We start from the raw sequence: 22,329 nt of genomic DNA on the forward strand, positions 1-22,329 counted from the left end.
CTAAAGCTCCTATGCCCCGTGACTACTACGAAATTCTTGGTGTCTCTCGGAATGCAGATAAAGAGGAGATCAAGCGGGCCTACCGCCGGTTGGCACGTAAATATCATCCGGACGTGAACAAGGAGCCGGGAGCAGAAGAGCAACTCAAGGAAATCAACCAGGCCTACAAAGTCCTCTCTGACCCGGAAACCCGCGTTCGCTACGATCGGTTCGGAGAAGCGGGCGTTGCGGGTGCAGGTGCAGGCTTCCAAGACATTGGCGACTTTGGAGCGGGCTTCGCCGACATTTTTGAAAGTTTCTTCAGTGGCTTTGCCAGTGGCGTCGGAGGCCAGACAGCCTCGACGCGGCGACGCGGTCCCACGCGGGGCGACGATCTGCGGTATGACCTGCGGCTGGATTTTCGGGAAGCCATTTTTGGTGGCGAGAAAGAAATCCGGATCGAACACCTGGAAACCTGTGCCACCTGTGACGGCTCCGGGGCCAAGCCAGGCACCCGCCCCAGTACCTGTACCACCTGTAATGGGGCGGGCCAAGTCCGGCGAGCAACCCGCACCCCCTTTGGTAGCTTTACCCAGGTTTCTGTCTGTCCCACGTGTAATGGGGTTGGTCAGGTGATCGAAGATAAGTGTGATGACTGTGGCGGACGGGGCCAGAAGCAGAAAACCAAGAAACTCAAGATTACGATTCCAGGGGGTGTGGACAGTGGTACCCGCCTGCGCGTGTCTAATGAAGGGGATGCGGGCCGACGAGGGGGACCCCCAGGGGATCTGTACGTGTACCTGTTTGTCAATGAGGATGCTGAATTCAAACGGGAAGGGATTGACATTCTCTCTGAAGTTAAACTGAGCTATCTGCAAGCGATCCTGGGATGTCCGCTAGAGGTGAATACGGTTGATGGCGTTGAAGAAATTATGATCCCCCCTGGCACCCAACCAGGCCGGGAGTTGGTTTTGGAGGGGAAAGGTGTGCCCAAGTTGGGGAATCCGGTCGCCCGTGGGGACCATCGCATTACGGTTCGGGTGGAAATTCCGACCCGTTTAGGTCATGAGGAACGGGAACTCCTGGAAAAGCTAGCCAAGGTGCGCGGTGAACGTGTGGGGGGCAAGGGCGGTGCTGGTTTCCTGGGAGGGCTGTTTCACAAATGACTGCCCCCGGTACTCCCCCAATGCCCGCGTCCCTCATCCCCGATGCCCAACTGGATCTACGGGGCACCCCCTGCCCCATCAATTTTGTGAAGACTAAGCTACGGCTAGAACAATTAGCCCCGGGTGGGTTATTGGAGGTTTGGTTGGATGCAGGGGAACCGATCGAGCAGGTACCTGATAGTTTGACGATGGCAGGTTACCCGATCGAGGCGATTCAAGTGGATACGACGGGGTTTTTCCATGTTTGGGTGCGCCGTCCCGTTGAGTTAGCCACTGGCGGCTAAGGAATGGAACCTGAAGACGTTGTTGATTTATCGCCACGTTCGCATCCCCTCGGTTGGGAGGGATCGGTACTCTCGGTGCAGGCAAATTATTACTGGGTCCGGCTGGATCATGCCTTGACGCATGAGCCAGCCCCTGGGGTCGGTTCCCCCGCTCAGGATGGCGGCAGGGCCGTACTCCCGACGATGCTCCTCTGTACCCGACGTGCCAAGTTAAAAAAGCTGGGTCAGCGCGTGAGTGTGGGCGATCGGGTCCTGGTTGAGGAGCCGGATTGGGCGGGAAGCCGAGGGGCCATCACAGCGGTCCTGCCCCGGCGGAGTTTCCTCGCCCGTCCCCCGATCGCCAATGTCGATCAGGTGATTTTGGTTTTTGCCCTTAAGCAACCCGATCTCGATAGCCGACAACTCACCCGTTTCCTGGTGCAGATCGAACACAGTGGCCTCAATCTACGCTTGGTGCTTAGCAAAAGCGATCTCGCTAGCCCAACCGAGCGGCAAGCCTGGTGCGATCGCTTAGCCGATTGGGGATATGCCTGCCATTGCCTCAGCGCCCACACGGGCGAGGGGGTTGCCACCCTCCTGGCGGCCTTGCAGGGCTGTACCAGTGCTTTAGCGGGTCCTTCTGGTGTGGGCAAGTCGAGCTTGATTAATCGGCTGATTCCATCGGCAGATCTGCGGGTGGGGGCAGTGTCCGGCAAACTGGCACGGGGACGGCATACCACCCGCCATGTTGAATTACTCCAACTCCCCCAGGGCGGACTCTTGGCGGATACCCCGGGTTTTAATCAGCCGGATATGACCTGCCTGCCAGACGAGTTAGCGGCCTGCTTTCCAGAAATTCGTCAACGGTTGCAAGCAGGGACCTGTCAATTTGCCGACTGCTTGCACGATGGGGAGCCAGCCTGTGTGATTCGGGGTGATTGGGAGCGTTATGAGCATTACCGGGCCTTACTAGCGGAGGCGATCGCCTATCAGGCCCAATTGAGCCAACAAACAACACCAGACGCCCAGTTGAAACGTCGCACCGGTCAAGCTGGAGAAGCTCACTATGAACCTCGGTTAGCCCCCAAGAAATACCGACGGCCCTCTCGCCGCACCCAGCAGCAAGCCTTGGAAACCCTCTATCAAGACCTGGAGTAATGGCTGCCGTTGACTCCCGACCGAGCTAGTTGCCATGAGGGCAACCGCATGTTGCCAAATCATTATTCCCAATATCCTCTGTTTTTATGGCGTTAACGCCCGCTCGACTCAAGCATCGGGGCGGTGCTGACGCCACTCCCATACCTCACCATCCTCCGGATGACTGACTGAGCCGACGAAAGTAAAGCCCAGTTTCTTAAGGATGCGAGTCGAGGCATTTTCCTCCGGCAACGTTTGAGCCTTGATGCTCGTCGCACCGGATTTAACGGCCAGATCGATCAAATGCTGAGCCATACGGGTTGCAATCCCTCTTCCCTCATACCCTGGGAAAGTGAAGTAAGCGATTTCAACTTCTCCAGATACAGGAGGACTTTTATAAGCACAGGTGCCAACAAACTCCCCTTCCTGCTCAGCTAGGTAACCTACCCACGGTAAGGGGGGCAAGTCTTGGGGATACATGGCCAGCGTTGATGTACACAAGTCTTGTAGAAACTCAGATCCTTGTATCCTGGGGCCAGACAGAAGTTCCTGGGTAATCGCATGAAAGATCATTTTTATACTTTTCGATCGGTTTGGTTTCAGAAGCCTTGGTTTCAGTCCCCTGTTTAGCTTGCATCGGCAGATAGCATGCTGCTTCTTGGCAAAGCTCACGGAGTATTGATTAAATTTAATCTTCCCACTTTTTCAAAGGATTGCTGCCGCATAACATTCACCTAGTTGGGTAGGCCCGGATCACCCCGTATGGGTATGTTTACACTGGCTGAGAACCCATAGCATGGTTTACATCTCAAGTTGCCCAGATTATTCAAGCAGCTGGGCCTACAACAATCGGAATAACCTTAATGACCTGGAGATCTACGCTATGACGGTGGTTCCCGCCCAACCCACAACGATCGGTCTTTTGCTCTTCCCCGGCCTGACCCAGCTTGATGTGATGGGGCCGTATCAAGTCTTTGCCTTTATGCCCGATACCCAAATTCGCTTGATTTGGAAAACCTTAGATCCTATTCAAACCGCTGAAGGGTTGACCTTATTGCCCACCCAAACCTTTGCCGATTGTCCCCCCTTGGATGTCCTCTGTGTCCCTGGCGGGCCGGGGCAAGCGGCGGTGATGAGCGATCGAGCGGTTCTTAGCTTTCTGCAACAGCACGGAGAAACCGCCCGATTTGTAACCTCGGTTTGCACTGGATCATTGCTACTGGCGGCTGCGGGCCTACTCCAAGGCTATCGCGCTGCTAGTCACTGGGCTGTACGGGATCAATTAACACGATTGGGGGTTGAAGTGGGTCAAGAACGGGTGGTGATCGATCGCAATCGCATTACGGGAGGGGGGATTACTGCTGGCATTGACTTTGGCCTCCAGATTGCCAGCCTGCTCCGAGGGGAAGAAACGGCCAAATTGATTCAACTGTCGTTGGAATATAACCCTGCCCCTCCCTATGCGGTTGGGTCCCCGGAATTAGCAGGGGAAGCCCTCGTCACGGCGGCGAAGCAACTAGCTGCGCCCGTGCTTGAGGCCCTGTGGGCGGAAACTGAGAAGGCCGCCGATCGCCTAGGATTGCTCGTATCAGGGTAGGGGGCTATTGGGGGTAATTACTGGCGATCGCTTCATCCATCTTGGCCACCCAGGTCATGATTGTCTCCATCGACTCTGGGCAGGCAGCCTGTTGCGGCATATCATTCATATAGATGAAGTAATGGCTCATCAGAAAGTAAACTGCCATCAACGCTGCCGCCGCCGTTGCCACGAGAAAGCCAGCCAGCATCAAGGAAAACTCACGGGTGTCCACGGCCTCTTGCATCAGGTGCAAAGACCAGGCCACTAATACAACCACGACGAGCAGGATGGCAATCACAGGCGTTTACGAAACGTAACACTTTTACATATTTTAACAGCCCTCTCAGATTTCGCCAGTTTTTTTAAGGTTTTACTTGGAAAGGGGAACACGGCCCGTGGGATGGTGCGACCGCGATCGGGGCTGGCTTCTGGCTGGTCGTGTAAGCCCGGGTGACCGGGGCCGGCGCGATGGGGTGACCGGGGCCGGCGAGACGCCTACCCCACAAGACCTTACCGTCCTCAGACTAGGCGCACGGGAATGTTGCAGGTTTGTAGGTGGTGCTTAATCTGAGCGACGGTTAACTGTCCGTAATGTAATAGGGAGGCAAGGAGGGCCGCTTCGGCTTTGCCCTCGGTGAGGGCGGCGCTGATGTGCTCGCAGGTTCCAGCTCCCCCAGAGGCAATAACGGGGATGGCAACCCGATCGGCGATCGTCCGCGTTAGTTCCAGGTCATAGCCCGCCTGGGTGCCATCGGCATCCATACTGGTTAACAAAATTTCGCCTGCCCCGCGATCGGCTACCTCCGCTGCCCAAGCCACCGCATCCAACCCCGTATTCTCCCGGCCCCCCCGCACGTAGACATCCCAACCCGGGTGTTCTGGGTCCGAACGGCGACGGGCATCGATCGCGACCACAATACATTGATTGCCAAACCGTTGACTCGCCTCATTGATAAAGTTGGGGTTGCGGACTGCGGACGAGTTAATACTGACCTTATCAGCCCCGGCCCGCAGAAGCTGTTTGATGGTGTCTAGATCCTGAATGCCGCCGCCAACCGTGAGGGGGATGAATACCTGCTCCGCTGTGCGATAGACCACATCAAAAATAATGCTGCGATCTTCATGAGTGGCGGTGATATCCAGAAAAACCAATTCATCTGCTCCTGCCGCGTCATAGACCTTGGCTAGTTCGACGGGATCACCCGCATCCCGCAGATTGACAAAGTTAATCCCTTTAACCACCCGGCCTGCTTTCACATCCAAACATGGCAAAATTCGCTTAGCCAACATGTCGTTCTACTCCTGGTAACGCAAAGGTTCTGAAGCACAGAGGATAGGTGTTCTGGGGAAATTCCAAATCCAAAGCTAGATATCGCTACTGGTGACGCAGGGCAGCAAACCCTTTCGGCGCTTTGGGGGCTTTGGTGGGTTTTGGGAGTTTTGGGGCTTCAGTGACGCGGGGTTGGCCCCCATTGGCGACGGTCTCAATCAGTTTGAGGTGTTGGGGCAGCAGATCAGCTAGGTTATAGCGATCTAGGGCGGTCTGGCGGGCATTGGCCCGTAGCTCGGCCATACGGGTGGGATGATCCAGGACTTCGCAGACACGATCGGCGATTTGTTTCGGCCTGAAAAAGTCTACTAATAAACCATTTTTGCCGTCTTCGATCACCTCCTGGACGGGTGGGGTACTCGACCCCACAATGAGGCAGCCAGTGGACATGGCTTCAATCATCGACCAGGACAGGACAAAGGGGCGGGTTAGGTACACATGCACACTAGAGGCTTGCAGAACTTGTCGGTACTGGCCATAGGGAAGGGTGCCCGTGAAATGAACCCTGGACAGATCTAGGGGGACCTGCTCCAGCATTTCCTGTTTATAGCTCTTGCCATTGGGCAATGATTTGCCATAGCATACCCGCTCCGCTGCCACGATCACGACATGACATTGGGGCCGACGCTCCAATAGGTAGGGTAAGGATTCAATAAACTGAGGGAAGCCCCGGTAGGGTTCCATCCCCCGTGCCACATAGGTGACAATCTCATCGGCCTGGGATAAATCTAGCCCTACATCGGGCAGGACCAACTTGGCAGCGGGATTGGGTTGAAAATAGTCGGTATCAACGCCGTCGTGGAGAACGGATACCTTGGCGTGAAATTCTGGGGGGAGTTGCGATCGCTGCCACTCAGTGGGAGAAAGGCCCCAGTCACAGCTATAGAGGTCAACCAGAATGGGGGTATTGCGCATCCGAATCCGGGGGACATCATCCACCTTGAGGGGATCGCTGGGATCAAAGTTGGCATCGGAACCGAAGGCATGGTAGAACCACTCGAAATAACACATTAACTTGGCCTTCGGGAAAATATCCTTGGCGAAGAGGGTCGGTCCCCAGCCAGAGTGGCCATAGACGATATCGGGAACAAAGCCTTGTTTCTTAAGCTGATCCGCCATACGATATACGGCCTGTCCGTTTAAGACCGCCTCCTCTAGACCCCGGATGTAGTGGTGGGTTTCCGGGTTAGGGTCCCGCGAGGGGGCAAAGAGGGCCTTCTGGACACCGGAGATGACCCATTCGGGTCGCTCATTTTTGGTGCCAAAAACGACTTGATTCTGGGGATTCGCCGCGATCGCCTTTGCCACATGGCGGAACTGGGCCGGGAAATTGGGGTGAAGAAATAGAATACGCATGGGCAAGTGGGAGGCAGCAACAAGGCAGGGGAGCAAACGGTCAAGGTGGGATCGTTCCCCTAGGGTATCCTGCCAGAATTATGCCCTAAGTGGCCACTTATCCCGGCTGGGATGCATATTAATTGCTTGGGAATTGGTTGGCTGCAAGCCATCTCAGGCAGTCTCAGGCTTGATTAAAGACTTCAACGGTCTGGCGACAAAATTGTTTGAGGTGTTCCTGAATTTGGTTGGCTGGGGGCCGATCGCCCACAATATGCCAGTGCCCGATCGTGGAAAGTCGCCACTGCTCACCGGTGTGGGCCATGCCGACGGCCTCTACCCCAATTGCCCGTCGGGTGGCCGCCAAGGGATCTTTATGTACGCGAATTTGCACCAGGATACTACGGCTCTGAAAGCGGGGACTCCAACCGGGTAGGTGAAAACCAATGTCGATCGAGTCGGGATCAACCAGTTCACGGGTATCGGGATCATTGCACCAGGGGTTCAAATCGGCACGGGCGTCGGGAAAGTGGGCCTTAAATAGGTTCACCACTGTGGCAATTTTACTGGCGACCTCTAAGCCAGTGGCCTGCTCGGCTGCATTCACAACACTCCCTCCTACATCTCACCTTGACCGGATGGTGGCGGGTGGCTGCCCTACCCTCGGTGTTTCCTAGTTTTTAGATTATGGAGTTGACGATCGGGCAAATCGTTGTTTGCCTTGTTACATTTTGATACATTTTACTGAAGAATTGGGTGATCTGGGGGTAGCCGTGGGGCGGGCGACCCAGGCGGGCCGATCGGAGGAGACCAACGATCGCTAAAATTCCCTAAGAGTGAAAGACGTTGTGATCTGGGATAGCGGCCCATCCCAGGTCATGTCTTGCCCCTTGCCCCCTAAGCATGCATGCCCCTATGGTTACGATTCCCCAAGATCTCGACGAAGCGATTGCACAGGCTAAAACAGCGACGATCGCTGCCCTGGAAGCGGGCTATTCCCGACTCCAGGTAGAACTGGCGATTCCGGAACTGAAGATCATGCCGATCGCTGAACAGTTTTTGCCGATTTTTGCCGACTATGGCAGTGACCTGAAAGTGGTTTTCCCCGATGCTGGCGCTGCTGCCCTGGCGCGTCGGGACTGGGGGCCAATGGCCTTTGAAATTCGGGGTCTTGATGAAATTCGTGCCCAGTTACGCACGGAAGATCGTGCCATTCTTGTGATTGAACCCAGTGCCGTTGAAGTCGGTGATGTGGAAAAACTCTGTACCGCAGCGGGCGATCGCCCGGTTGTCCTGCTCAACCCCCGTTTAGAGGACGTGGCCACGATCGGCATCGGCTATGCGGGGCGTCAACTGCGGGAACGCTTTCTTAATACCCTGGAGTCTTGCTACTACTTTCGCCCCTTAGAGGGTGCCGTCCTGTTTCGGTGCTACCCGACCCCCTGGCAAGTATGGCAAGAGCGCGATGGTGGCTATGCATTACTCGCAGAAATGCCCACCAAACCCGTTGGCGATATTCTTGACCAAATCTTAATAAAAGACAATGAAGAAAGCTTAAAACCCTTGCCCAGTCAACCTTCCAAGGCAGGCTTTTTGACCAATTTAGAGCGGTTTTTGCGTGCCCTGAACCAGTAGGTGCGGCGTTGTCTGTAGATTTACGGATACTGATCGCCAGGTTTGTCTGCTAGAAGTCGAGTAGCTGATGATACTGAATCCGGCAGCGTTGGCATAATGATAGTAGTTGCGATCGCAGCATCAGCATACCTCCGTTTATTGAGCGGCCAGGAATTTGGATGAGCAAGACAAGCCTTTCCCGTCAAATCGTTGTAGGTGATGTTCACGGTCACTACGACGGTCTTATGCAACTGCTAGAACAGGTTGCCCCCGGTGGCGCTGACAACCTTTACTTTCTAGGGGATCTCATCGATCGCGGTGCCCAGAGTGCCCAGGTGGTTGAGTTTGTGCGCAAGAACGACTATGCCTGTATTCGGGGCAACCACGAACAGATGCTTCTGGATGCCTTTCCGGGCCAGAAGGTGGCGATCTCGGCCCTTCAGGCATGGCTATATAACGGTGGGCATACAACCTATGAAAGTTATGGTAGCCATATCACCTTGCTATTAGAGCATTTGGACTGGCTGCGGGGCCTGCCACTGTATCTTGACCTCGGTGATATTTGGCTTGTCCATGCCGGGGTTGATCCACGCCTACCGATTTCAGTTCAAACTAGTGAAGAGTTCTGCTGGATTCGTGAAGATTTCCACGGGATTACAGAACCCTACTTTCCGGATAAGACCATTATTGTCGGCCATACCATTACCCTGACGATTCCGGGGGTGGGGGCGGGCAAACTGGCGCGAGGTAAGGGCTGGATTGGGATCGATACGGGAGCCTATCATCCTCGGAGTGGTTGGCTGACGGCTCTGGATACGACTAACGGGTTGGTCTACCAGGTAAATGTCAATGATCGCCTGACGCGGGTGTTGCCCTTGGCAGAAGCGGCTGTGGATATTGATCCGGAACGGGTGCGATCGCGGCGACAACTTCTGAGCATTTAGAACCGCGGACGGAGGACAGGGGAGCGAGAACCGAGGACGGAGGACAGGGGAGCGAGAACCGAGGACGGAGCATTGAGGATTGAGGACGGAGCATTGAGGGCATCGGCTAGGGTTGTGATTGCCTCCCGCAGCGCCAGTTGCTCTAACCAGGGGGGTGGAATACTGTCTTGTCCATAATAGGCCCCTGCGATTTGACCGCAGATGGCTGCTGTGGTATCGGCATCGTCCCCTAAATTCGCTGCCATCAGCACGGCTTCGGCAAAGCTGTTCGTCTGCCAAAAACACCACAGGGCTGCTTCCAGGCTTTCAACAACATACCCTGATCCGCAAATCTGCTCCCGTGTCTTATCCCGGTAGGCTCCGGCTGCAATGGCCTGGAGGGGGGGGGACTCAATCAGGGCGGGAAACCTACCCCAGAGAATCTCAGGCTTATCCGCACCCGACAGGGCACGGTAGAGGATATCTCCGAATAAGCGGCTGGCGTCAATACATTCTGCTGCCCCATGAGTGGTCCGTGCACTTTCGCCGGAAAACTCATGGATACGATCGCGATCGGGAAAATAAAACATGGGCACGGGGGCCAATCGCATTAAACACCCATTCCCCGCCGATCGCGGCTCGGTGGGGCCACTGAAGGGATTTCCCGATCGTCGGTATTGGGCAAGGGCCTGACTGACCGTATGGCCAATATCAAAACAGGTCCCTGTGCTGCTGAGATACCCGTGGTCTTGCCAGTCGCAATACCGATCCATTTGATCGATCGCATCAAACCCACCGCACTCAACCAAACTAGTGGCTAAACAGAGGGCCATTGCGGTGTCATCGGTCCACTGTCCCGGTTGCAGATTAAATGGCCCGCCCCCCACCATATCGGTAAGCGGCGGGAAGGACCTTCGTGGCCGAAACTCTACCGTTGTCCCGATGGCATCTCCCACCGCTAGGCCCAGTAAGCAGCCACGAAAGCGTGCTAATGTCTGCATGACGCCCCTCCAGCCAGGCGGTTATTGACGAGCGGACTCAGCAGGCAGCTAGCTCATACCGCTGTGGCTACGATCATAACCCCCAAAATCATGGGGCACTTTCCCCTGAATGTGGCTTTCGTAGTTGGCGGCATCCTCAACTGAAAGACCAACCTCTTCATCCAGTCGGGTGAGCATCGATCGCTCCCGCTGACGGACCTTTTGATGCCGTTCAATAAACAAGGACCGAGACCGTTCATCCAGGTTCAGGGGGATACCGGATGCCTGACCATTGCGATTTGTGAGTTCCATACTGTCCTCCTCGAAGGGATTGTGGTGCAATCTGTGGCGCGTTCCTTCGGGATGGTTCCCTACTTCCGTCTCTCCAGACCCCAATCTCGATAAAACCAGGCAAGAGAGATGAACGATTTTTTATTTATCTGTATTGTAGGCTACCATTTGCATGTTTTTTAAGGTGATCTTAGGATTGCAACACAATGCAATGTTTCGCGATATCTGTTGACGTGATCTACCCATAAAACGTAATGTGCGATCCTCCGGTTCTTGGCTAATTGGCTGGGGTGGTGGTTCGCAAGGGAGCGGCGGGGGGCGGGCGCACATCTCAGGGCTGATTGTTGCCAACCTTGCTGCCGATTTGGGTGGAAGGCCGGGATGATGGATGGGTAGTCAATCTCCAGGTTTTATGACCTTTTCCTTTGCCCCTAGGCCAACGACCTTTCCCCGATCGCCGGTGTCCCGACCGGAAAGCATTCGTCTGCTGGTCCTTGACATTGATGGCACGATCGCTGGCGAGTCCAATACGATTCGGGAGCCAGTCTTGGCGGCTATTCGGGCGGCCCAGGCAGCCGGTGTGCAGGTGGCGATCGCGACGGGGCGCATGTTTTGTTCGGCGGTACGCTTCCACGAGGCAGTGGGTTCCCGTTTACCCCTGATTGCCTACCAAGGTGCACTGATTAAGGACCCCCAAACCCAGCAGGTCTATCGCCATTGGCCCCTCGAAGCGGCGATGGTCGTTCGGATTCTGAATGATCTCGAATATTGCCGCTGGCGATCGACCCTTGCCATCCACGTTTATTTAGACGATCGCCTCCATGTGTGCGAACTTTCCCCTGTGACCCGACGCTATGCTGAACGCAGTGCCATTGAGCCAGTTGTGGTGGGGGATTTAGGGCAATTACTGCCCCAGGGACCGACGAAAATCCTGGTATTGAGTGAGGATGCTGACCCGATCGCCGAGTTGATGGCGTATCTGCGGCAACGGTATACCCCTGCCGAAGTGTACCTTACGCGCTCCGTGCCTACTTTCTTGGAGGCAAGCCATCCCGCCGTCAACAAGGGGACAGCCGTCCGTTATTTAGCGGAAGAATTGTTGGGTATCCCGCCTAGTCAGGTCATGGCGATCGGAGACAATTTCAATGATATGGAAATGTTGCAGTACGCGGGTTTGGGGATAGCGATGGGCAATGCCCCGGTTGCCGTACAGGCAATCGCTGATTGGGTGGCTCCCAGTGTAGAGGCAGATGGGGTGGCTGCCGCAATCGCGGCGTTTTTGCTGTAGCCGTTGTTTGGGTTGGTCTGAGCGCTAGTTTAAGCGCTCATGACTTTGGCGCTCATGACTTTGGCGCTAGTTACTCCATCGCTAGACTTCTGCGCTAGGTTTAATGCGCTAGGTTTAAAATCAGAAAGGACACCGACGACTTGCCGTGTTTCGTCTCGGTGTCCCTACTGGTTCGCTCCTCACACTAAACATAGGTTAGCAGACCCTTGGGGGTTTGTCACCCCCCTGAAACCTAAATTTTTTCTGAATTGACTGGAATTTGCGGCTATTGGTGTCCCAGAGTTAGCCTAAAAGCCATATGGGTTCGGGCTTTTAGGCAATTATCGGATGCTCCCGATAGCGGGGAAATTTCTAGAAATGTGGCATGATGCCCTTAGTAGTCCTGGAGGCGTCACGATGACACGGTATTGGCTCTCCTTCACCCTGGGTGGCTGGGTGGCTGGCTTCGCGATCGTGGCCTCCCCTTGGCCTGGGCTGGGTGTCCAGTTGGCTGATGGTACGACGGCCTTTGTACAGCAACCGGTCCTCTTTGAGGCTAGTACAACCCAAAGTACTGCGAGGGCGTGGTCTGCAACCTATTACTTCCATATGCAGTTACCGGCAGGAGCCAGTGAACCCCTCCAACGGGTCCAGATTGACCAAAATCAGGGGGTTGAGTTGATTGGGTATCGCCTGAATGAGACGCGGGCCTATCTGGGATCGCGATCGCGGCGGGGGGAACCGCTAGCGATTGGGGAGCAGGTCTTTGACCGTCGCACTGGGCGACTGACGGTGGTTTTCGAGCCACCCATCCCCCCTGGCACACGGTTTACGCTGGCCCTGCGGCCTGTGCAAAATCCCGTCAGTGGTATTTACCTATTGGGGGTGACGGCCTTTCCGGTGGGCGATCGTGTTGCATCGCACTTTATGGGCTTTGGACGCCTACATTTTTATAGTGATTGGTTTTAGGGAAATCTTAGTGATTGGTTTTAGGGAAATCTCCCCGTCGGATTTATGGGGCATCCAAATGCCCGATATCGCAATCTGTAAAACCAACCGGATGGGGCTTGCCAAGTCATGTTAAATGAGAGGCATTCATAAACCGTTGATCTGGTGGTGGGAGGGTGGAAGTTCAATGCCTGCCGATACAATTCCTGGGTTATTGAAACACCTATTGGCAAAGCAGTTTAAATCCTGTGGCGAATGTGTAGAGGCTGCCCATTCTTTGCTAGGAATTTACACGTTTACGCTGTCTTGGCAAACACGACAGCCCCTGGCTTTATTAAACATTAGTCCATCCTTGCCGGAAGGATGGCTATCTGGGTTGGATGAACCTACCTCAAGTTTATTATTAGAGGGCAGCCCATTGCTAGATGTAAACCAGACGTTCGTAGTCCGATCGGCACAGGTTCAACAGCTACCCAATCAAGCTTGGGCCTGGGTACCTGATCATGAGGACGATCGCGCTTTGGTTGAATATTTACGCCTGGAAGGATGGGGATAGGGTTGATACAACTCGGCGATCGTGGGCATTCCGGATCGTCGCAATGTGAATTTTCTTGAATTAGTTTTAACCTCTGGCAAAAATCATCATAGCGCCATTGGGGTTGGGCAGGTCGCAATCATGGGTGGTCATTCCAGGCATGGGGCGATTCGAACTGATCCTTGAGCAAGTCAGGAAATGTTGGTACTCTTTTTAATGGCAAGAGTAGCTACCATGCTTGCTTGGTCAGGGGTTGAGCGGATTACAACCAGGGGCTTGATAGATTTAGTAACGTCTTGAAAGATTACTTTACGGTTCTAGCCACCAATTTTGATTAGGCTAGTTAGTAAGCATCATTGTTACATATTCTGAGGTCGTCATCATGGCAACGTTATTTAATCTTGAGCTGAAGGAGCGTGACTGGCGATCGCTGGCGCTCCTAACCCTAGGTTTTTGGCTGAGTGGCAGTGTGCTATTGGACTTGGTGATCATGCCAGTTCTTTATACTACGGGGATGATGAGTGATGCCAACTTTGCCACCACGGGCTATACCCTTTTCAATGTGTTTAACCACATTGAGGTTTTCTGCGCTGCCCTAGTGCTGACGATCATGCTGGTTTTTCGATATCTCCATGTCCAGGTTGCCACGAAGCTTGCCCGTTGGGAAAATTGGTCAGTTTCCCTGGCGATCGGTCTTTTAGGGGTCGCTTTGCTCTTTACCTATTTGTTAACCCCCCAAATGGGGGCGATGGGTATCCAACTCAATCTTTTCCAAGCGGCTGTTGAGACCCCCGCCGGCATGAACCAACTGCACGGTATCTACTGGGCTTTAGAAGTCCTTAAATTAATCGGGGGGGGTGCCCTCTTGGGGCTACTCTATCGCCACGATCGCTGATCCCTGGCGCTGGCAATGCCGGCAATGTGCAGAAAATCCCGTGGGGTAGGCGTCTCGCCTGCCCCGATTTTCCGTTTTGTAGTCGTAGTTTTGGCGGTTAGTAGTCAGAGTTTTACCGTCATTCCTTTTTTTTCAACGGCTTTTGCGGCAATAATCTAGATGGGAAATCACCCGATCGCAATGACTACAGCCCAATCATGCCAGAGGTATCAATTTTACTAGCAATATCATACCGGCCAACCCTGACGAGCCAGCGATATTCCGCCAGGATTTCTGGACGTGCAAACTGCTGACAGTTTTGCCATTCTAGGGCGGCTTTCTGCGGCTGATTTGTCTCCACAAACGCTTGAGCGAGAAAACAATGGGCCATCCCTGAACCAATATTGGTATCAGCTTGCTTGCGATCGAGGTGCAAAGCGGCCTGTAAATAGGTTTGGGCACGGGGATAGTTTTCCTGCTCTAGGGCTGTCCAGCCCAAGTTGCGGGTGAGTTGGAATTGTTCATCCGGATTCTGTGCCCGTTGTAGCCCCATGAGCAGTAGGGTATTGGCTTGATCAAAACTCTCTTCTTGCAGATAAATCCGACCCAGGTTATTAAAGGCTAAAGGATTGCCAGATGCCAGTGCTTGTTGGTACAGGGGCTTTGCTTGGTTGTTATTGCCCAGCGATTCATGGGTCATGCCCAGGGCGATCGCGATATCTGGGTTATCGGGATAAAAGCCTTGGGCACGCTGGAGTTCCTTTTGGGCTTCTTTAATTAATCCCTGACTTTGGAGACGTAGGGCACGACGATAGTAAGAATCCGCTAGTTTTGGCTTGCTATAGTAGCACTGGATAGCTAGTAACATCAGCAGTAGGGAAAGGCCAAAGGTTGCTTCGCTGTAGTACTTGGGGGGGATTTTGGTGCGTTTTAAGGTAGATTGAATCAGCTTTTGACCCTCACCCCCCCGTAGGCTTGAAATCGCAACAACTAGCAAACCGCTGGGGCCTAAGATACCCAGGGATTCCAGTGCGCCTAAGCCACTGCCCAACAGCAGGGGGATGAAGGTCACAAAATGGGTGACAAATCCAGTCAAACAAATAATGGCTAACCCATTCCAGAGCCAATCTAGCTGATCATCGCGATCGACCATTGCAGGCGCTTCTAAATACCACCACCAGGCGGAGGGGGGCGGTTGAAAACTTGCCCGCCAGTTGGCTAAGTCTCCCTGGCGCACAATAACGTTAACCTGACGTTTCAGGCGATCGTCTAACTCAGCTAATTGCAAGAGTGCCTCAGCCGACAGGGAGGTATTTTCCTGGCAGTGAGTTTGAATGGCGTCCCGCGCCACTAACACTGCCAGGATCTGCTCACGGGTTGGAGCTGGTTGCTCGGTTTCTAAATCTGCGATCGCTGCTTCATAGGCTTGCCAGAAAGAAAATATTGGCGCTGGTGTTTCAGAATTAGCAGATGCCATTGTCCCACTCCTCAGTTGAAGCTTGAATCCAAAACTAAGCACTAAAAACTAAAAATGATTAGATCCTCCGACTTCACAGGGCCACAGACAATGAACGAATAAGCTTTCGATGCTCAAATGCACGCAGGTTATTAAACCTCCAGTTTTATTTAACTTATTTTATTTAACTTATGTAATATCAAGAACTTTATGCTAAGCGAAATACTCAAGAATTGACAATCATAAATCATATTATTGGCCGCTTCAGAATAAGTTGTAAATATGAATTGACAAGCAGGAGCAATTTTTGGAAGTTGATTAACTAGGCATTGGGCTGCTGGTAAATGAAGGTTTAGAGCAATTTCATTGATTAAAACAAGTGAAATACAAAATTTGCTGTCTGGCAATCTTATAGAGATCGGGAAAACAGCTTGTTCTTCTGCTATATTTCTCACTCATCGCTGCACAGTTCTAAAGGAGCGTGGCGTTAGCTAGAGCTAAGGAGGAGCAATATGCAGTTTGGTTTCTAATTCCATAGGTTTAAAAGCCCCATGTTCGGTAATGATCGCCGTAATCAACGGGGCGGGGGTGACATCAAAGGCCGGATTGTAGAACTCAACCCCTGGTGGGCAGATTCGGGTATCGCCAATTTGGGCTACTTCTTCGCTATCCCGTTCTTCGATCGGGATCTGGCCGCCATCGGGCAACTCAAAGTCGATCGTAGACACAGGCGCGGCCACAAAAAATGGAATATTGTGGGCCTTGGCCACGAGCGCTACTGCATAGGTGCCAATTTTATTGGCGGTGTCGCCATTGGCAGCAATCCGATCGGCCCCCACTACCACTGCATCAATCAGGCCCTTTTGCATACAGTGGGCTGCCATATTGTCCGTAATCACAGTCACGGGAATTCCTTCATGGACACACTCCCAGGCAGTTAGGCGTGCCCCCTGCAAACGCGGGCGGGTTTCGTCTGCATAGACCCGTGCCAGCCGTCCCGCTTGCCATGCCGATCGCACCACCCCCAGCGCCGTCCCGTAGCCTGCCGTTGCCAGCGCCCCCGCATTACAGTGGGTTAATAGGCGCAATTGGGTTGGGGTTGTGGGTAATGCCTGCAAGCCTGCCGCCCCAATCGCCTGACAGGTTTGCAGATCCTCGGCCTGGATGGTCTGGGCGGTTTCCAGCAGCGCTTGCTTCAGGGTGTCCACTGATCCCACCGTTTGCCGTGCGGTTTTGAGCATGCGCGCGATCGCCCAGAATAAATTCACTGCTGTTGGACGGGTCGCCTCTAGGGTATGGGCCACCTGTTCAAGGGCCGTCAGAAATTGCTCCCGATCGGCTGTCTCAATCTCCCGTGCCCCTAGATACATCCCATAGGCCGCCGCCACGCCGATCGCCGGAGCACCTCGCACAATCATCGTCCGAATTGCCTGGGCCATATCTTCCAGACGACGCACTTCAACCACAGCATACTCCGCCGGTAATCGGGTTTGATCAACCAGCAAGACGTGCTGTTCCTGCCAGATGACAGGGTAGATTTGGTGGGAAAGCCACATAGGCAAGCCTTAGGGACCGTGCATCTCAATCAGTTCACTTTGGGCGATCGTGGCCTGAATGCGGGGACTGGCCAGGAACTGACGGGTATCCTCCATCAGTCGATCGCCCCAGAGATTCTCAATCAGGAAATCCGGGTCCCCATAACGGCCATCCATTTTGAGGGCAGCTTCCCCCAGGGCAATGCCTTTTTCCCGCTCGCCCTTGGCATAGAAGGCCACGGCTAGAGCCAAGCGCGGTTCAGCAGCCTTACTATCTAAGGCAATGGCTTCCTGCCACTTGGCGATCGCGTCCTCAACGTTATTTTGCTCATAGAGAACCAGGCCAATATTATTAATCGCTGGCCAGAATTTCTCATCGTGCTGAACCGCTGTTTCGTATTGCTTAACCGCGTCCGCAAACCGGTTGAGTTTGTAATAGGCATTGCCCAGATCAAACCAGGCCCCCGCCAAATCTGGGCGCAGATTGAGGCCCTGGCGCAGGTATTTCACCGAATTGTGGTAATCACCTTTTTGGAAGTAGGCTGACCCCAAGGCAAAGAGGACAGAGGTTTCCGTCGGTTCTAGCTTTTGGGCTTGATAGAGAGCGGCAATCCCTTGCTCTAACTGTTGGGCTTGAATATACAAACTCCCTAGTAGGGCTAAGACTTGGGGGTTTTGGGGGAGGAGTTGGGCGGCCAACTGGGCACGGGGCAAGGCGAGTTCAATTTGCTGGAATTGGGCTAATTGGGCCGATTCTCGCGCTAAGCCAAGCCCATGCTGTTCAAGTTGGGCCGTATCCAGGGTAGGTGTGACGGGAACAAGGGCCTGCGCTAGGGCGGGTTGGGCCACGCCCCAGAAGCCCCAGGCTAATAACAATGATAGGAAAGAGGTTCGCTTAGACACGGCTCAAGGGTTATCGGGTAAAAGAAGGGGAAGTCAGGGGAAAATGCGCAATTCTGTTGATAGCTTAGACGATCCGCCGTCAGTGTGGTAGAAATTGCTGCTTTGACCTGCACTTTAAGGGCGAATCTGGCCGCTGACAAGGGCGATCGCTTGGGGCAGGATGCGGTGTTCCTGGATCTGAATCCGGGCATGGAGGCGATCGGGGGTATCGTCGGGCAAAACGGGGACGGCGGCCTGAATCACGATGGGACCACTGTCCACCGCTAAACAGGCCCGATGGACTGTACACCCCGTCACCTTCACCCCGGCGGCCAGGGCTTGCTCCACCGCCCGTACCCCTGGGAAGCTGGGCAATAGGCTGGGATGGATATTGAGGACGCGATCGGGGAATGCCTCCAGCAATACGTGGGTGATAATCCGCATCCACCCGGCCATAATCACCCACTCCACCCCCTGTGCCTGAAAGGTGGCAACGATCGCCTGATCCAGACTTTCGCGGTTAGGAAATTCACGATGATTTAATAAAACCGCCGGCACACGCCACTGTTTGGCCCGCTCCGTGACCGTAGCTTGGGGATTGTTGTAAACCAGCACGGGCACTTCGGCATGGAGTTCCGCTGCCGCGATCGCCACCATGATCGCCTCAAAATTAGTCCCGCTGCCGGAGGCCATCACCCCCAAGCGGGCGGGAGTAGTGCGGGCAGAGGTTGCATGGCTGAGGGGGACGAGGGCAGGGGAAACAAAGCTAGGAGTTGTATCAAGGGAGAGGGACACGTCCATAACGATCCGTCAATACCAGCAGTCCATAACAGGAAATTTGCTGCTCAGCCTAGCACGCTCAACTGCGTTGGCAAGACACCTACCCCAAAGATTTAAGCTGCTCCCCTAATTCACTTTTTCGGCAAAGAGGGCAAAAATGGCTGCCCAGGTTTGAGCCGCCACCTCCGGGCGATAGTCGGGCCGTTGATCGCAGCAGAAGCCATGCCCCGCCCCAGCAAACCGGAAGATCTGATGGTCTACCTGGTGCGTTTCGAGGGCAGCAGCGATCGCGTCCACCTCTGCCGCTGGAATCAGGGGATCGTCCATGCCAAAGAAACAATAAATCGTGCCGTGGATATCCGGCGTCCGCGTGATCGTGGGGGGGCCTTCATCCCCAGGGGTCATCGTCACAATCCCCGCCCCGTAGCAGGAGGCCGTGGCCCGTATCGCCGGTAACGTTGCCGCCAGGTAGGCCACGTGCCCGCCAAAACAAAAGCCAATGCAGCCCATGCCCCCCGGCTTCACCCAGGGCTGTGCTTGCAGATAGGCGATCGTCGCTTGAATGTCACTCAACAGTTCCGAGGCCCGCGTCTGGTTTTTGTGGCGTCGCCCCTCTACCAAGTCTGCTTCGCTGTAGCCCACCTCAAATCCTGGGGCTGTGCGTTGGAAGAGGGCCGGGGCGATCGCGGCATAGCCCGCTCGCGCAATCCGCTCCGTGACTTGACGAATATGGGCATTCACCCCAAACACCTCCGGTAAGACGATGACAGCGGGAAAGGGGCCAGTTCCCTGGGGATAGGCCAGATAGGACTGGATTGCTAAGTCCCCATTGGGAACCGTAACAAACTCGGTATGGAGCAGCAGATCAGGCATGGTGGATATCAATTCAAAATGCAAACTTCAGTAGCGCCAAAAGCCGTTGTGGGGTAGGTATCCTGTCGGCCACCCAGATCGTTGTCTTGGCTATCCCACGTTCAATTTGGGATCGACTGCAACTAGAAGTCGAAGCAATTACGTTCGGGGGGATGGGGGGGATGGCCGACGGCGTGGATAGTGGCTTGCTCAGCAGCTTGGGCTAATCGGGCCGCAACCCGGGCAGCCTGGGGGCGAATCAGGGACCAGATAACGGGGGAGAGCCAACCCCGTAGGGTGACCCGGTAGGACACATAGTTGCCCTCTTCACTGGGTTCTACCTGATAGGTGGCCTGTTCTTCAATGCCCCAAGCCCCTAGGACCCGCAGGCTTAGCAACTCCCCTGGCCGGACCCGCTCGACAAAAATGCGCACGGGAACCGGAAAGAGGCGGGTAACAGCGCGGTAGAAGAGGCCCGGTTTAGCCATTAGTCCCTGGGGCAGGCTGGTCCGCCAAAGCAGGGGGTGCCAGGAGACATCTGCTAGGTTGGCGATCGTTTGCCAGAGATCGTCTACGGAAGCGGAGCTGATCACTCGATATTTCTTGACAAGCGAGTAGCGGATACGACGACTTTTGCGCTCCAGAACACGCGATAGGTAGTTAGGCAGGTAAAACATGGCCGTGGTACTTAGAACTGGCTACACATTGCTGAGCCGCGACACTCTGATTGAGAAGGGCACATCCCCAATGTCCTAGCTAGCGCTCAACTAAGCCGTAGCCAACAAACCTCCTATTCTAGCGGGTTACCGAAGCTGAAAGAAATAGGTCTGTAACAAATTGTGTACAAATTGATACCGTTGCTGGTGGTGTTGGAGCAAGAGGCGATCGCTGGCGTAGTTGAGGAAGCGGCGATAGTTCCAGGGGATATGGCCTTGGCCCCAGAGCAGGAAACGCAGCACGCCATGCTGAATACAGGCTTCTCCCCCGGCGGCAATTCCCAAGAGGAGTCCTAGGCAGGTGCTCAGGACGGCGTACTGGGCCAGGGGGAGGCCCATCTGGAACCAGATTCCACTGGAGATCCCAATCCCTAGGCAGGTTAAGAGGCTGGCATTTTGCGTTGCCTGCACCGCCGTGGGCAGGGGAGACATCGGGGGCGATCGCCAGTGCTGGCTTAGGGTTTGGAGGCCCAGGGGCGTCAGGCAAATTAACCCCAGGCATAGGAGCAGGGTGAGACCCGTGATGACGCCGTTCGGGGTGCCTTGCGCCAGGGTTTGCAGCAGCCAGCCCACGATCGCACTCACCAGGATGATCGCTCCGATAATGACGCTGGTGTGACTGGCCCAGTAGCGGCTCAAGAGGTTGAAAATGGGGGCTTGGGGTTGGATCTGAAGGTCAGCTTGCTGCCAGAGATGGAGGGGGGTGCTGGCCAGCCCGATCGCGACGCCGAGGGTGAGGAGGGGCACTTGGCGCGACAGAAGGCCAAAGCTGCCGCCGAGGATAATCCCTTCCGCAAGGCCAACGCCGATCGCATAGGCCCAACGACTATTGGTTTTGGCCAGGATGCTGGGTTGCAGGGCTTCAATCCGCAAGTCGGCGATCGCCTGGGTGTGTAGGTAGTGGGCCAGCCAGTGGAGCCAGTGTTTGGTTTGTTCCGAGAGGGGTTCCTGATTACGGGGATACCAGGGGTCACGGGGATCGCGCCGCAGACGGCTACGGACGTAGGCACTGATTAAGTAGTGGCGGCGATCGTCGAAGCTGGTCAGCCCCCGCCATGCCCGCATGAGGAGTTCATCCGTTGCCAGGATCATCATATTGAGTAGCAGGGCATTTTTGGCTAAGCCGAGGAGGGCGGGATCAGCCTCTAGGTTACGGTGCAACTCTAGGCTCTCGGTCTGGTTCAGGTAATGGCTAATTTGCGCATTGGTGAGGGAGCGCAGGAGCATCCCCCCATTGACCGTTAAGCGTGTTTGGCAGCGGGTGTAGGACTCTAGTGAGGTCGCTAGAATTAACCGGGGATAGGTGGCGAGGAATTGGTTAAGGGTTTGCAGACACGCTTCCTGTTGTGTCAGGTTGAGGCGATCGAGATCGTCCAGCAAGGGAATAATCTGTCGCTGCTGTAACCAGGCGTGACCGATGGGGCGAGGGAGTTGGTAGCGTTGGTACAATTGTTCGACTAACCACGGCGCAATTTCCCCAGGTGCCTGCCAGCCCAAGAGTGACAGGTAGAGGGGGAGGGGGGCCGTCACCGTTGTTTGGGCGATCGTCCACAATTGGTGGGCAAGGTCGATGAGGGTACTGGTTTTACCCGTCCCCGCCCCGCCGAGAACCATCAGTTTGCCATCCGCTTGGGCCAGCACCCCCAAGACCCCCATTTCCTGGGTGAGGGGAAACCGGGGGGCTTGGCGCAGTTTGACCTCGATATCCCATAGCCGTGCGGGGAGTTCGGGCAGGGGGCCCCGGATCGCTTCCCGCCAAACGCCGTGATGCAAGGTATAGCTGAGACGATCGTCCAGTTCTGCTCTCAGTCTCGTCAGGAGTTGCTGACGCAGCGGGTGGGGGGAGGAAGGAGGGCCGGGAGTCACGGTAGGCTGCTCTGGTCAGAG

The 22,329-nt window shown here is 54.9% G+C and carries 23 protein-coding genes and 1 riboswitch; of the genes, 9 read left to right on the forward strand and 14 right to left on the reverse strand.

The features are described from left to right. Positions 1-11: 11 nt before the first annotated feature. The 3 genes from dnaJ to rsgA are packed head-to-tail and all read left to right on the forward strand — an operon-like array spanning position 12 to position 2,566. Positions 12-1,145: a molecular chaperone DnaJ gene (gene dnaJ / locus ACWIUF_RS16005; RefSeq protein WP_448573520.1), complete on the forward strand. Its 1,134-nt coding sequence runs from the start codon at positions 12-14 to the stop codon at positions 1,143-1,145. Between the two features lie 20 nt (positions 1,146-1,165). After that, positions 1,166-1,429, forward strand: a complete 264-nt coding sequence (locus ACWIUF_RS16010; protein ID WP_448573521.1) for a sulfurtransferase TusA family protein — start codon at positions 1,166-1,168, stop codon at positions 1,427-1,429. Positions 1,430-1,432: 3 nt separating this feature from the next. Then, positions 1,433-2,566 carry a small ribosomal subunit biogenesis GTPase RsgA gene (gene rsgA, locus ACWIUF_RS16015; RefSeq protein WP_448573522.1) on the forward strand — a complete coding sequence of 378 codons (1,134 nt, stop codon included), beginning with the start codon at positions 1,433-1,435 and terminating at the stop codon, positions 2,564-2,566. Positions 2,567-2,674: 108 nt separating this feature from the next. On the opposite strand, the gene ACWIUF_RS16020 is transcribed toward rsgA, so the two are convergent. After that, on the reverse strand, positions 2,675-3,025 hold the full coding sequence (locus tag ACWIUF_RS16020) for a GNAT family N-acetyltransferase (RefSeq protein ID WP_448573523.1): 351 nt from the start codon (positions 3,023-3,025) through the stop codon (positions 2,675-2,677). A gap of 403 nt (positions 3,026-3,428) precedes the next feature. On the opposite strand from ACWIUF_RS16020, the gene ACWIUF_RS16025 reads away from it, so the two are divergent. Further along, positions 3,429-4,142, forward strand: a complete 714-nt coding sequence (locus ACWIUF_RS16025; RefSeq protein ID WP_448573524.1) for a DJ-1/PfpI family protein — start codon at positions 3,429-3,431, stop codon at positions 4,140-4,142. A 4-nt stretch (positions 4,143-4,146) separates the two neighbouring features. Here the strand turns inward: ACWIUF_RS16025 and ACWIUF_RS16030 are convergent, their stop codons facing one another. From ACWIUF_RS16030 to ACWIUF_RS16045, 4 genes are all read right to left on the reverse strand, one after another. Further along, positions 4,147-4,422, reverse strand: a complete 276-nt coding sequence (locus ACWIUF_RS16030; protein ID WP_448573525.1) for a hypothetical protein — start codon at positions 4,420-4,422, stop codon at positions 4,147-4,149. A 221-nt stretch (positions 4,423-4,643) separates the two neighbouring features. Next, positions 4,644-5,414 carry an imidazole glycerol phosphate synthase subunit HisF gene (gene hisF / locus ACWIUF_RS16035; protein ID WP_448573526.1) on the reverse strand — a complete coding sequence of 257 codons (771 nt, stop codon included), beginning with the start codon at positions 5,412-5,414 and terminating at the stop codon, positions 4,644-4,646. A gap of 85 nt (positions 5,415-5,499) precedes the next feature. Continuing rightward, positions 5,500-6,810 carry a glycosyltransferase family 4 protein gene (locus ACWIUF_RS16040; protein ID WP_448573527.1) on the reverse strand — a complete coding sequence of 437 codons (1,311 nt, stop codon included), beginning with the start codon at positions 6,808-6,810 and terminating at the stop codon, positions 5,500-5,502. Between the two features lie 163 nt (positions 6,811-6,973). Then, positions 6,974-7,396 carry a hypothetical protein gene (locus ACWIUF_RS16045; RefSeq protein ID WP_448573528.1) on the reverse strand — a complete coding sequence of 141 codons (423 nt, stop codon included), beginning with the start codon at positions 7,394-7,396 and terminating at the stop codon, positions 6,974-6,976. 308 nt (positions 7,397-7,704) lie between these two features. Here ACWIUF_RS16045 and ACWIUF_RS16050 point away from each other — a divergent pair, with 308 nt between their 5' ends. Both ACWIUF_RS16050 and ACWIUF_RS16055 read left to right on the forward strand, forming a co-directional pair. Further along, positions 7,705-8,424, forward strand: coding sequence for a DUF1995 family protein (locus tag ACWIUF_RS16050; protein WP_448573529.1), 720 nt, complete (start codon positions 7,705-7,707; stop codon positions 8,422-8,424). 158 nt (positions 8,425-8,582) lie between these two features. Next, complete coding sequence (locus ACWIUF_RS16055; protein WP_448573530.1) at positions 8,583-9,347, forward strand: metallophosphoesterase family protein; 765 nt, start codon at positions 8,583-8,585, stop codon at positions 9,345-9,347. Here ACWIUF_RS16055 and ACWIUF_RS16060 read toward each other — a convergent pair. Further along, positions 9,344-10,327 carry an ADP-ribosylglycohydrolase family protein gene (locus ACWIUF_RS16060; RefSeq protein WP_448573531.1) on the reverse strand — a complete coding sequence of 328 codons (984 nt, stop codon included), beginning with the start codon at positions 10,325-10,327 and terminating at the stop codon, positions 9,344-9,346. The two genes, ACWIUF_RS16055 and ACWIUF_RS16060, sit on opposite strands and share 4 nt — an antisense overlap. A gap of 48 nt (positions 10,328-10,375) precedes the next feature. After that, positions 10,376-10,618: a hypothetical protein gene (locus tag ACWIUF_RS16065; protein WP_448573532.1), complete on the reverse strand. Its 243-nt coding sequence runs from the start codon at positions 10,616-10,618 to the stop codon at positions 10,376-10,378. 35 nt (positions 10,619-10,653) lie between these two features. After that, positions 10,654-10,735, reverse strand: a riboswitch (Glutamine riboswitch). A 274-nt stretch (positions 10,736-11,009) separates the two neighbouring features. On the opposite strand from ACWIUF_RS16065, the gene ACWIUF_RS16070 reads away from it, so the two are divergent. From ACWIUF_RS16070 to ACWIUF_RS16080, 3 genes are all read left to right on the forward strand, one after another. After that, positions 11,010-11,885: a Cof-type HAD-IIB family hydrolase gene (locus tag ACWIUF_RS16070; RefSeq protein ID WP_448573533.1), complete on the forward strand. Its 876-nt coding sequence runs from the start codon at positions 11,010-11,012 to the stop codon at positions 11,883-11,885. A gap of 396 nt (positions 11,886-12,281) precedes the next feature. Next, positions 12,282-12,833, forward strand: coding sequence for a DUF2808 domain-containing protein (locus ACWIUF_RS16075; protein ID WP_448573534.1), 552 nt, complete (start codon positions 12,282-12,284; stop codon positions 12,831-12,833). Between the two features lie 896 nt (positions 12,834-13,729). Beyond that, positions 13,730-14,242: a DUF4149 domain-containing protein gene (locus tag ACWIUF_RS16080; RefSeq protein WP_448573535.1), complete on the forward strand. Its 513-nt coding sequence runs from the start codon at positions 13,730-13,732 to the stop codon at positions 14,240-14,242. Between the two features lie 184 nt (positions 14,243-14,426). On the opposite strand, the gene ACWIUF_RS16085 is transcribed toward ACWIUF_RS16080, so the two are convergent. The 7 genes from ACWIUF_RS16085 to ACWIUF_RS16115 form a co-directional block, all read right to left on the reverse strand. Further along, positions 14,427-15,698, reverse strand: coding sequence for a tetratricopeptide repeat protein (locus ACWIUF_RS16085; protein ID WP_448573536.1), 1,272 nt, complete (start codon positions 15,696-15,698; stop codon positions 14,427-14,429). A 476-nt stretch (positions 15,699-16,174) separates the two neighbouring features. Further along, complete coding sequence (gene mtnA, locus ACWIUF_RS16090; RefSeq protein WP_448573537.1) at positions 16,175-17,233, reverse strand: S-methyl-5-thioribose-1-phosphate isomerase; 1,059 nt, start codon at positions 17,231-17,233, stop codon at positions 16,175-16,177. A 9-nt stretch (positions 17,234-17,242) separates the two neighbouring features. Beyond that, positions 17,243-18,115, reverse strand: a complete 873-nt coding sequence (locus ACWIUF_RS16095) for a tetratricopeptide repeat protein (RefSeq protein ID WP_448573538.1) — start codon at positions 18,113-18,115, stop codon at positions 17,243-17,245. Positions 18,116-18,229: 114 nt separating this feature from the next. Beyond that, the gene (gene purN, locus ACWIUF_RS16100) at positions 18,230-18,895 is read right to left on the reverse strand and encodes a phosphoribosylglycinamide formyltransferase (protein ID WP_448573539.1); all 666 of its coding nucleotides are present in this window, start codon (positions 18,893-18,895) and stop codon (positions 18,230-18,232) included. 105 nt (positions 18,896-19,000) lie between these two features. Further along, the gene (locus ACWIUF_RS16105; protein ID WP_448573540.1) at positions 19,001-19,747 is read right to left on the reverse strand and encodes a dienelactone hydrolase family protein; all 747 of its coding nucleotides are present in this window, start codon (positions 19,745-19,747) and stop codon (positions 19,001-19,003) included. Positions 19,748-19,869: 122 nt separating this feature from the next. Beyond that, a complete protein-coding gene (locus ACWIUF_RS16110) occupies positions 19,870-20,403 on the reverse strand; it encodes an SRPBCC family protein (protein ID WP_448573541.1) in 534 nt (177 codons plus the stop codon). Positions 20,404-20,529: 126 nt separating this feature from the next. Next, positions 20,530-22,308, reverse strand: coding sequence for an NACHT domain-containing protein (locus tag ACWIUF_RS16115; protein WP_448573542.1), 1,779 nt, complete (start codon positions 22,306-22,308; stop codon positions 20,530-20,532). Between the last annotated feature and the right edge of the window lie 21 nt (positions 22,309-22,329).

Source organism: Trichothermofontia sp. (genome assembly GCF_053493415.1).

Excerpts from the sequence above, each read along its gene's own strand:
- ACWIUF_RS16020 (WP_448573523.1), bottom strand. The coding sequence starts at position 3,025 with ATGTATCCCCAAGACTTGCCCCCCTTACCGTGGGTAGGTTACCTAGCT.
- ACWIUF_RS16075 (WP_448573534.1), top strand. The coding sequence starts at position 12,282 with ATGACACGGTATTGGCTCTCCTTCACCCTGGGTGGCTGGGTGGCTGGC.
- ACWIUF_RS16080 (WP_448573535.1), top strand. The coding sequence starts at position 13,730 with ATGGCAACGTTATTTAATCTTGAGCTGAAGGAGCGTGACTGGCGATCG.
- rsgA (WP_448573522.1), top strand. The coding sequence starts at position 1,433 with ATGGAACCTGAAGACGTTGTTGATTTATCGCCACGTTCGCATCCCCTC.
- dnaJ (WP_448573520.1), top strand. The coding sequence starts at position 12 with ATGCCCCGTGACTACTACGAAATTCTTGGTGTCTCTCGGAATGCAGAT.
- ACWIUF_RS16025 (WP_448573524.1), top strand. The coding sequence starts at position 3,429 with ATGACGGTGGTTCCCGCCCAACCCACAACGATCGGTCTTTTGCTCTTC.
- hisF (WP_448573526.1), bottom strand. The coding sequence starts at position 5,414 with ATGTTGGCTAAGCGAATTTTGCCATGTTTGGATGTGAAAGCAGGCCGG.
- ACWIUF_RS16105 (WP_448573540.1), bottom strand. The coding sequence starts at position 19,747 with ATGCCTGATCTGCTGCTCCATACCGAGTTTGTTACGGTTCCCAATGGG.
- ACWIUF_RS16040 (WP_448573527.1), bottom strand. The coding sequence starts at position 6,810 with ATGCGTATTCTATTTCTTCACCCCAATTTCCCGGCCCAGTTCCGCCAT.
- purN (WP_448573539.1), bottom strand. The coding sequence starts at position 18,895 with ATGGACGTGTCCCTCTCCCTTGATACAACTCCTAGCTTTGTTTCCCCT.
- ACWIUF_RS16085 (WP_448573536.1), bottom strand. The coding sequence starts at position 15,698 with ATGGCATCTGCTAATTCTGAAACACCAGCGCCAATATTTTCTTTCTGG.
- ACWIUF_RS16050 (WP_448573529.1), top strand. The coding sequence starts at position 7,705 with ATGGTTACGATTCCCCAAGATCTCGACGAAGCGATTGCACAGGCTAAA.
- ACWIUF_RS16060 (WP_448573531.1), bottom strand. The coding sequence starts at position 10,327 with ATGCAGACATTAGCACGCTTTCGTGGCTGCTTACTGGGCCTAGCGGTG.
- ACWIUF_RS16065 (WP_448573532.1), bottom strand. The coding sequence starts at position 10,618 with ATGGAACTCACAAATCGCAATGGTCAGGCATCCGGTATCCCCCTGAAC.
- ACWIUF_RS16010 (WP_448573521.1), top strand. The coding sequence starts at position 1,166 with ATGCCCGCGTCCCTCATCCCCGATGCCCAACTGGATCTACGGGGCACC.
- mtnA (WP_448573537.1), bottom strand. The coding sequence starts at position 17,233 with ATGTGGCTTTCCCACCAAATCTACCCTGTCATCTGGCAGGAACAGCAC.
- ACWIUF_RS16070 (WP_448573533.1), top strand. The coding sequence starts at position 11,010 with ATGACCTTTTCCTTTGCCCCTAGGCCAACGACCTTTCCCCGATCGCCG.
- ACWIUF_RS16055 (WP_448573530.1), top strand. The coding sequence starts at position 8,583 with ATGAGCAAGACAAGCCTTTCCCGTCAAATCGTTGTAGGTGATGTTCAC.
- ACWIUF_RS16110 (WP_448573541.1), bottom strand. The coding sequence starts at position 20,403 with ATGTTTTACCTGCCTAACTACCTATCGCGTGTTCTGGAGCGCAAAAGT.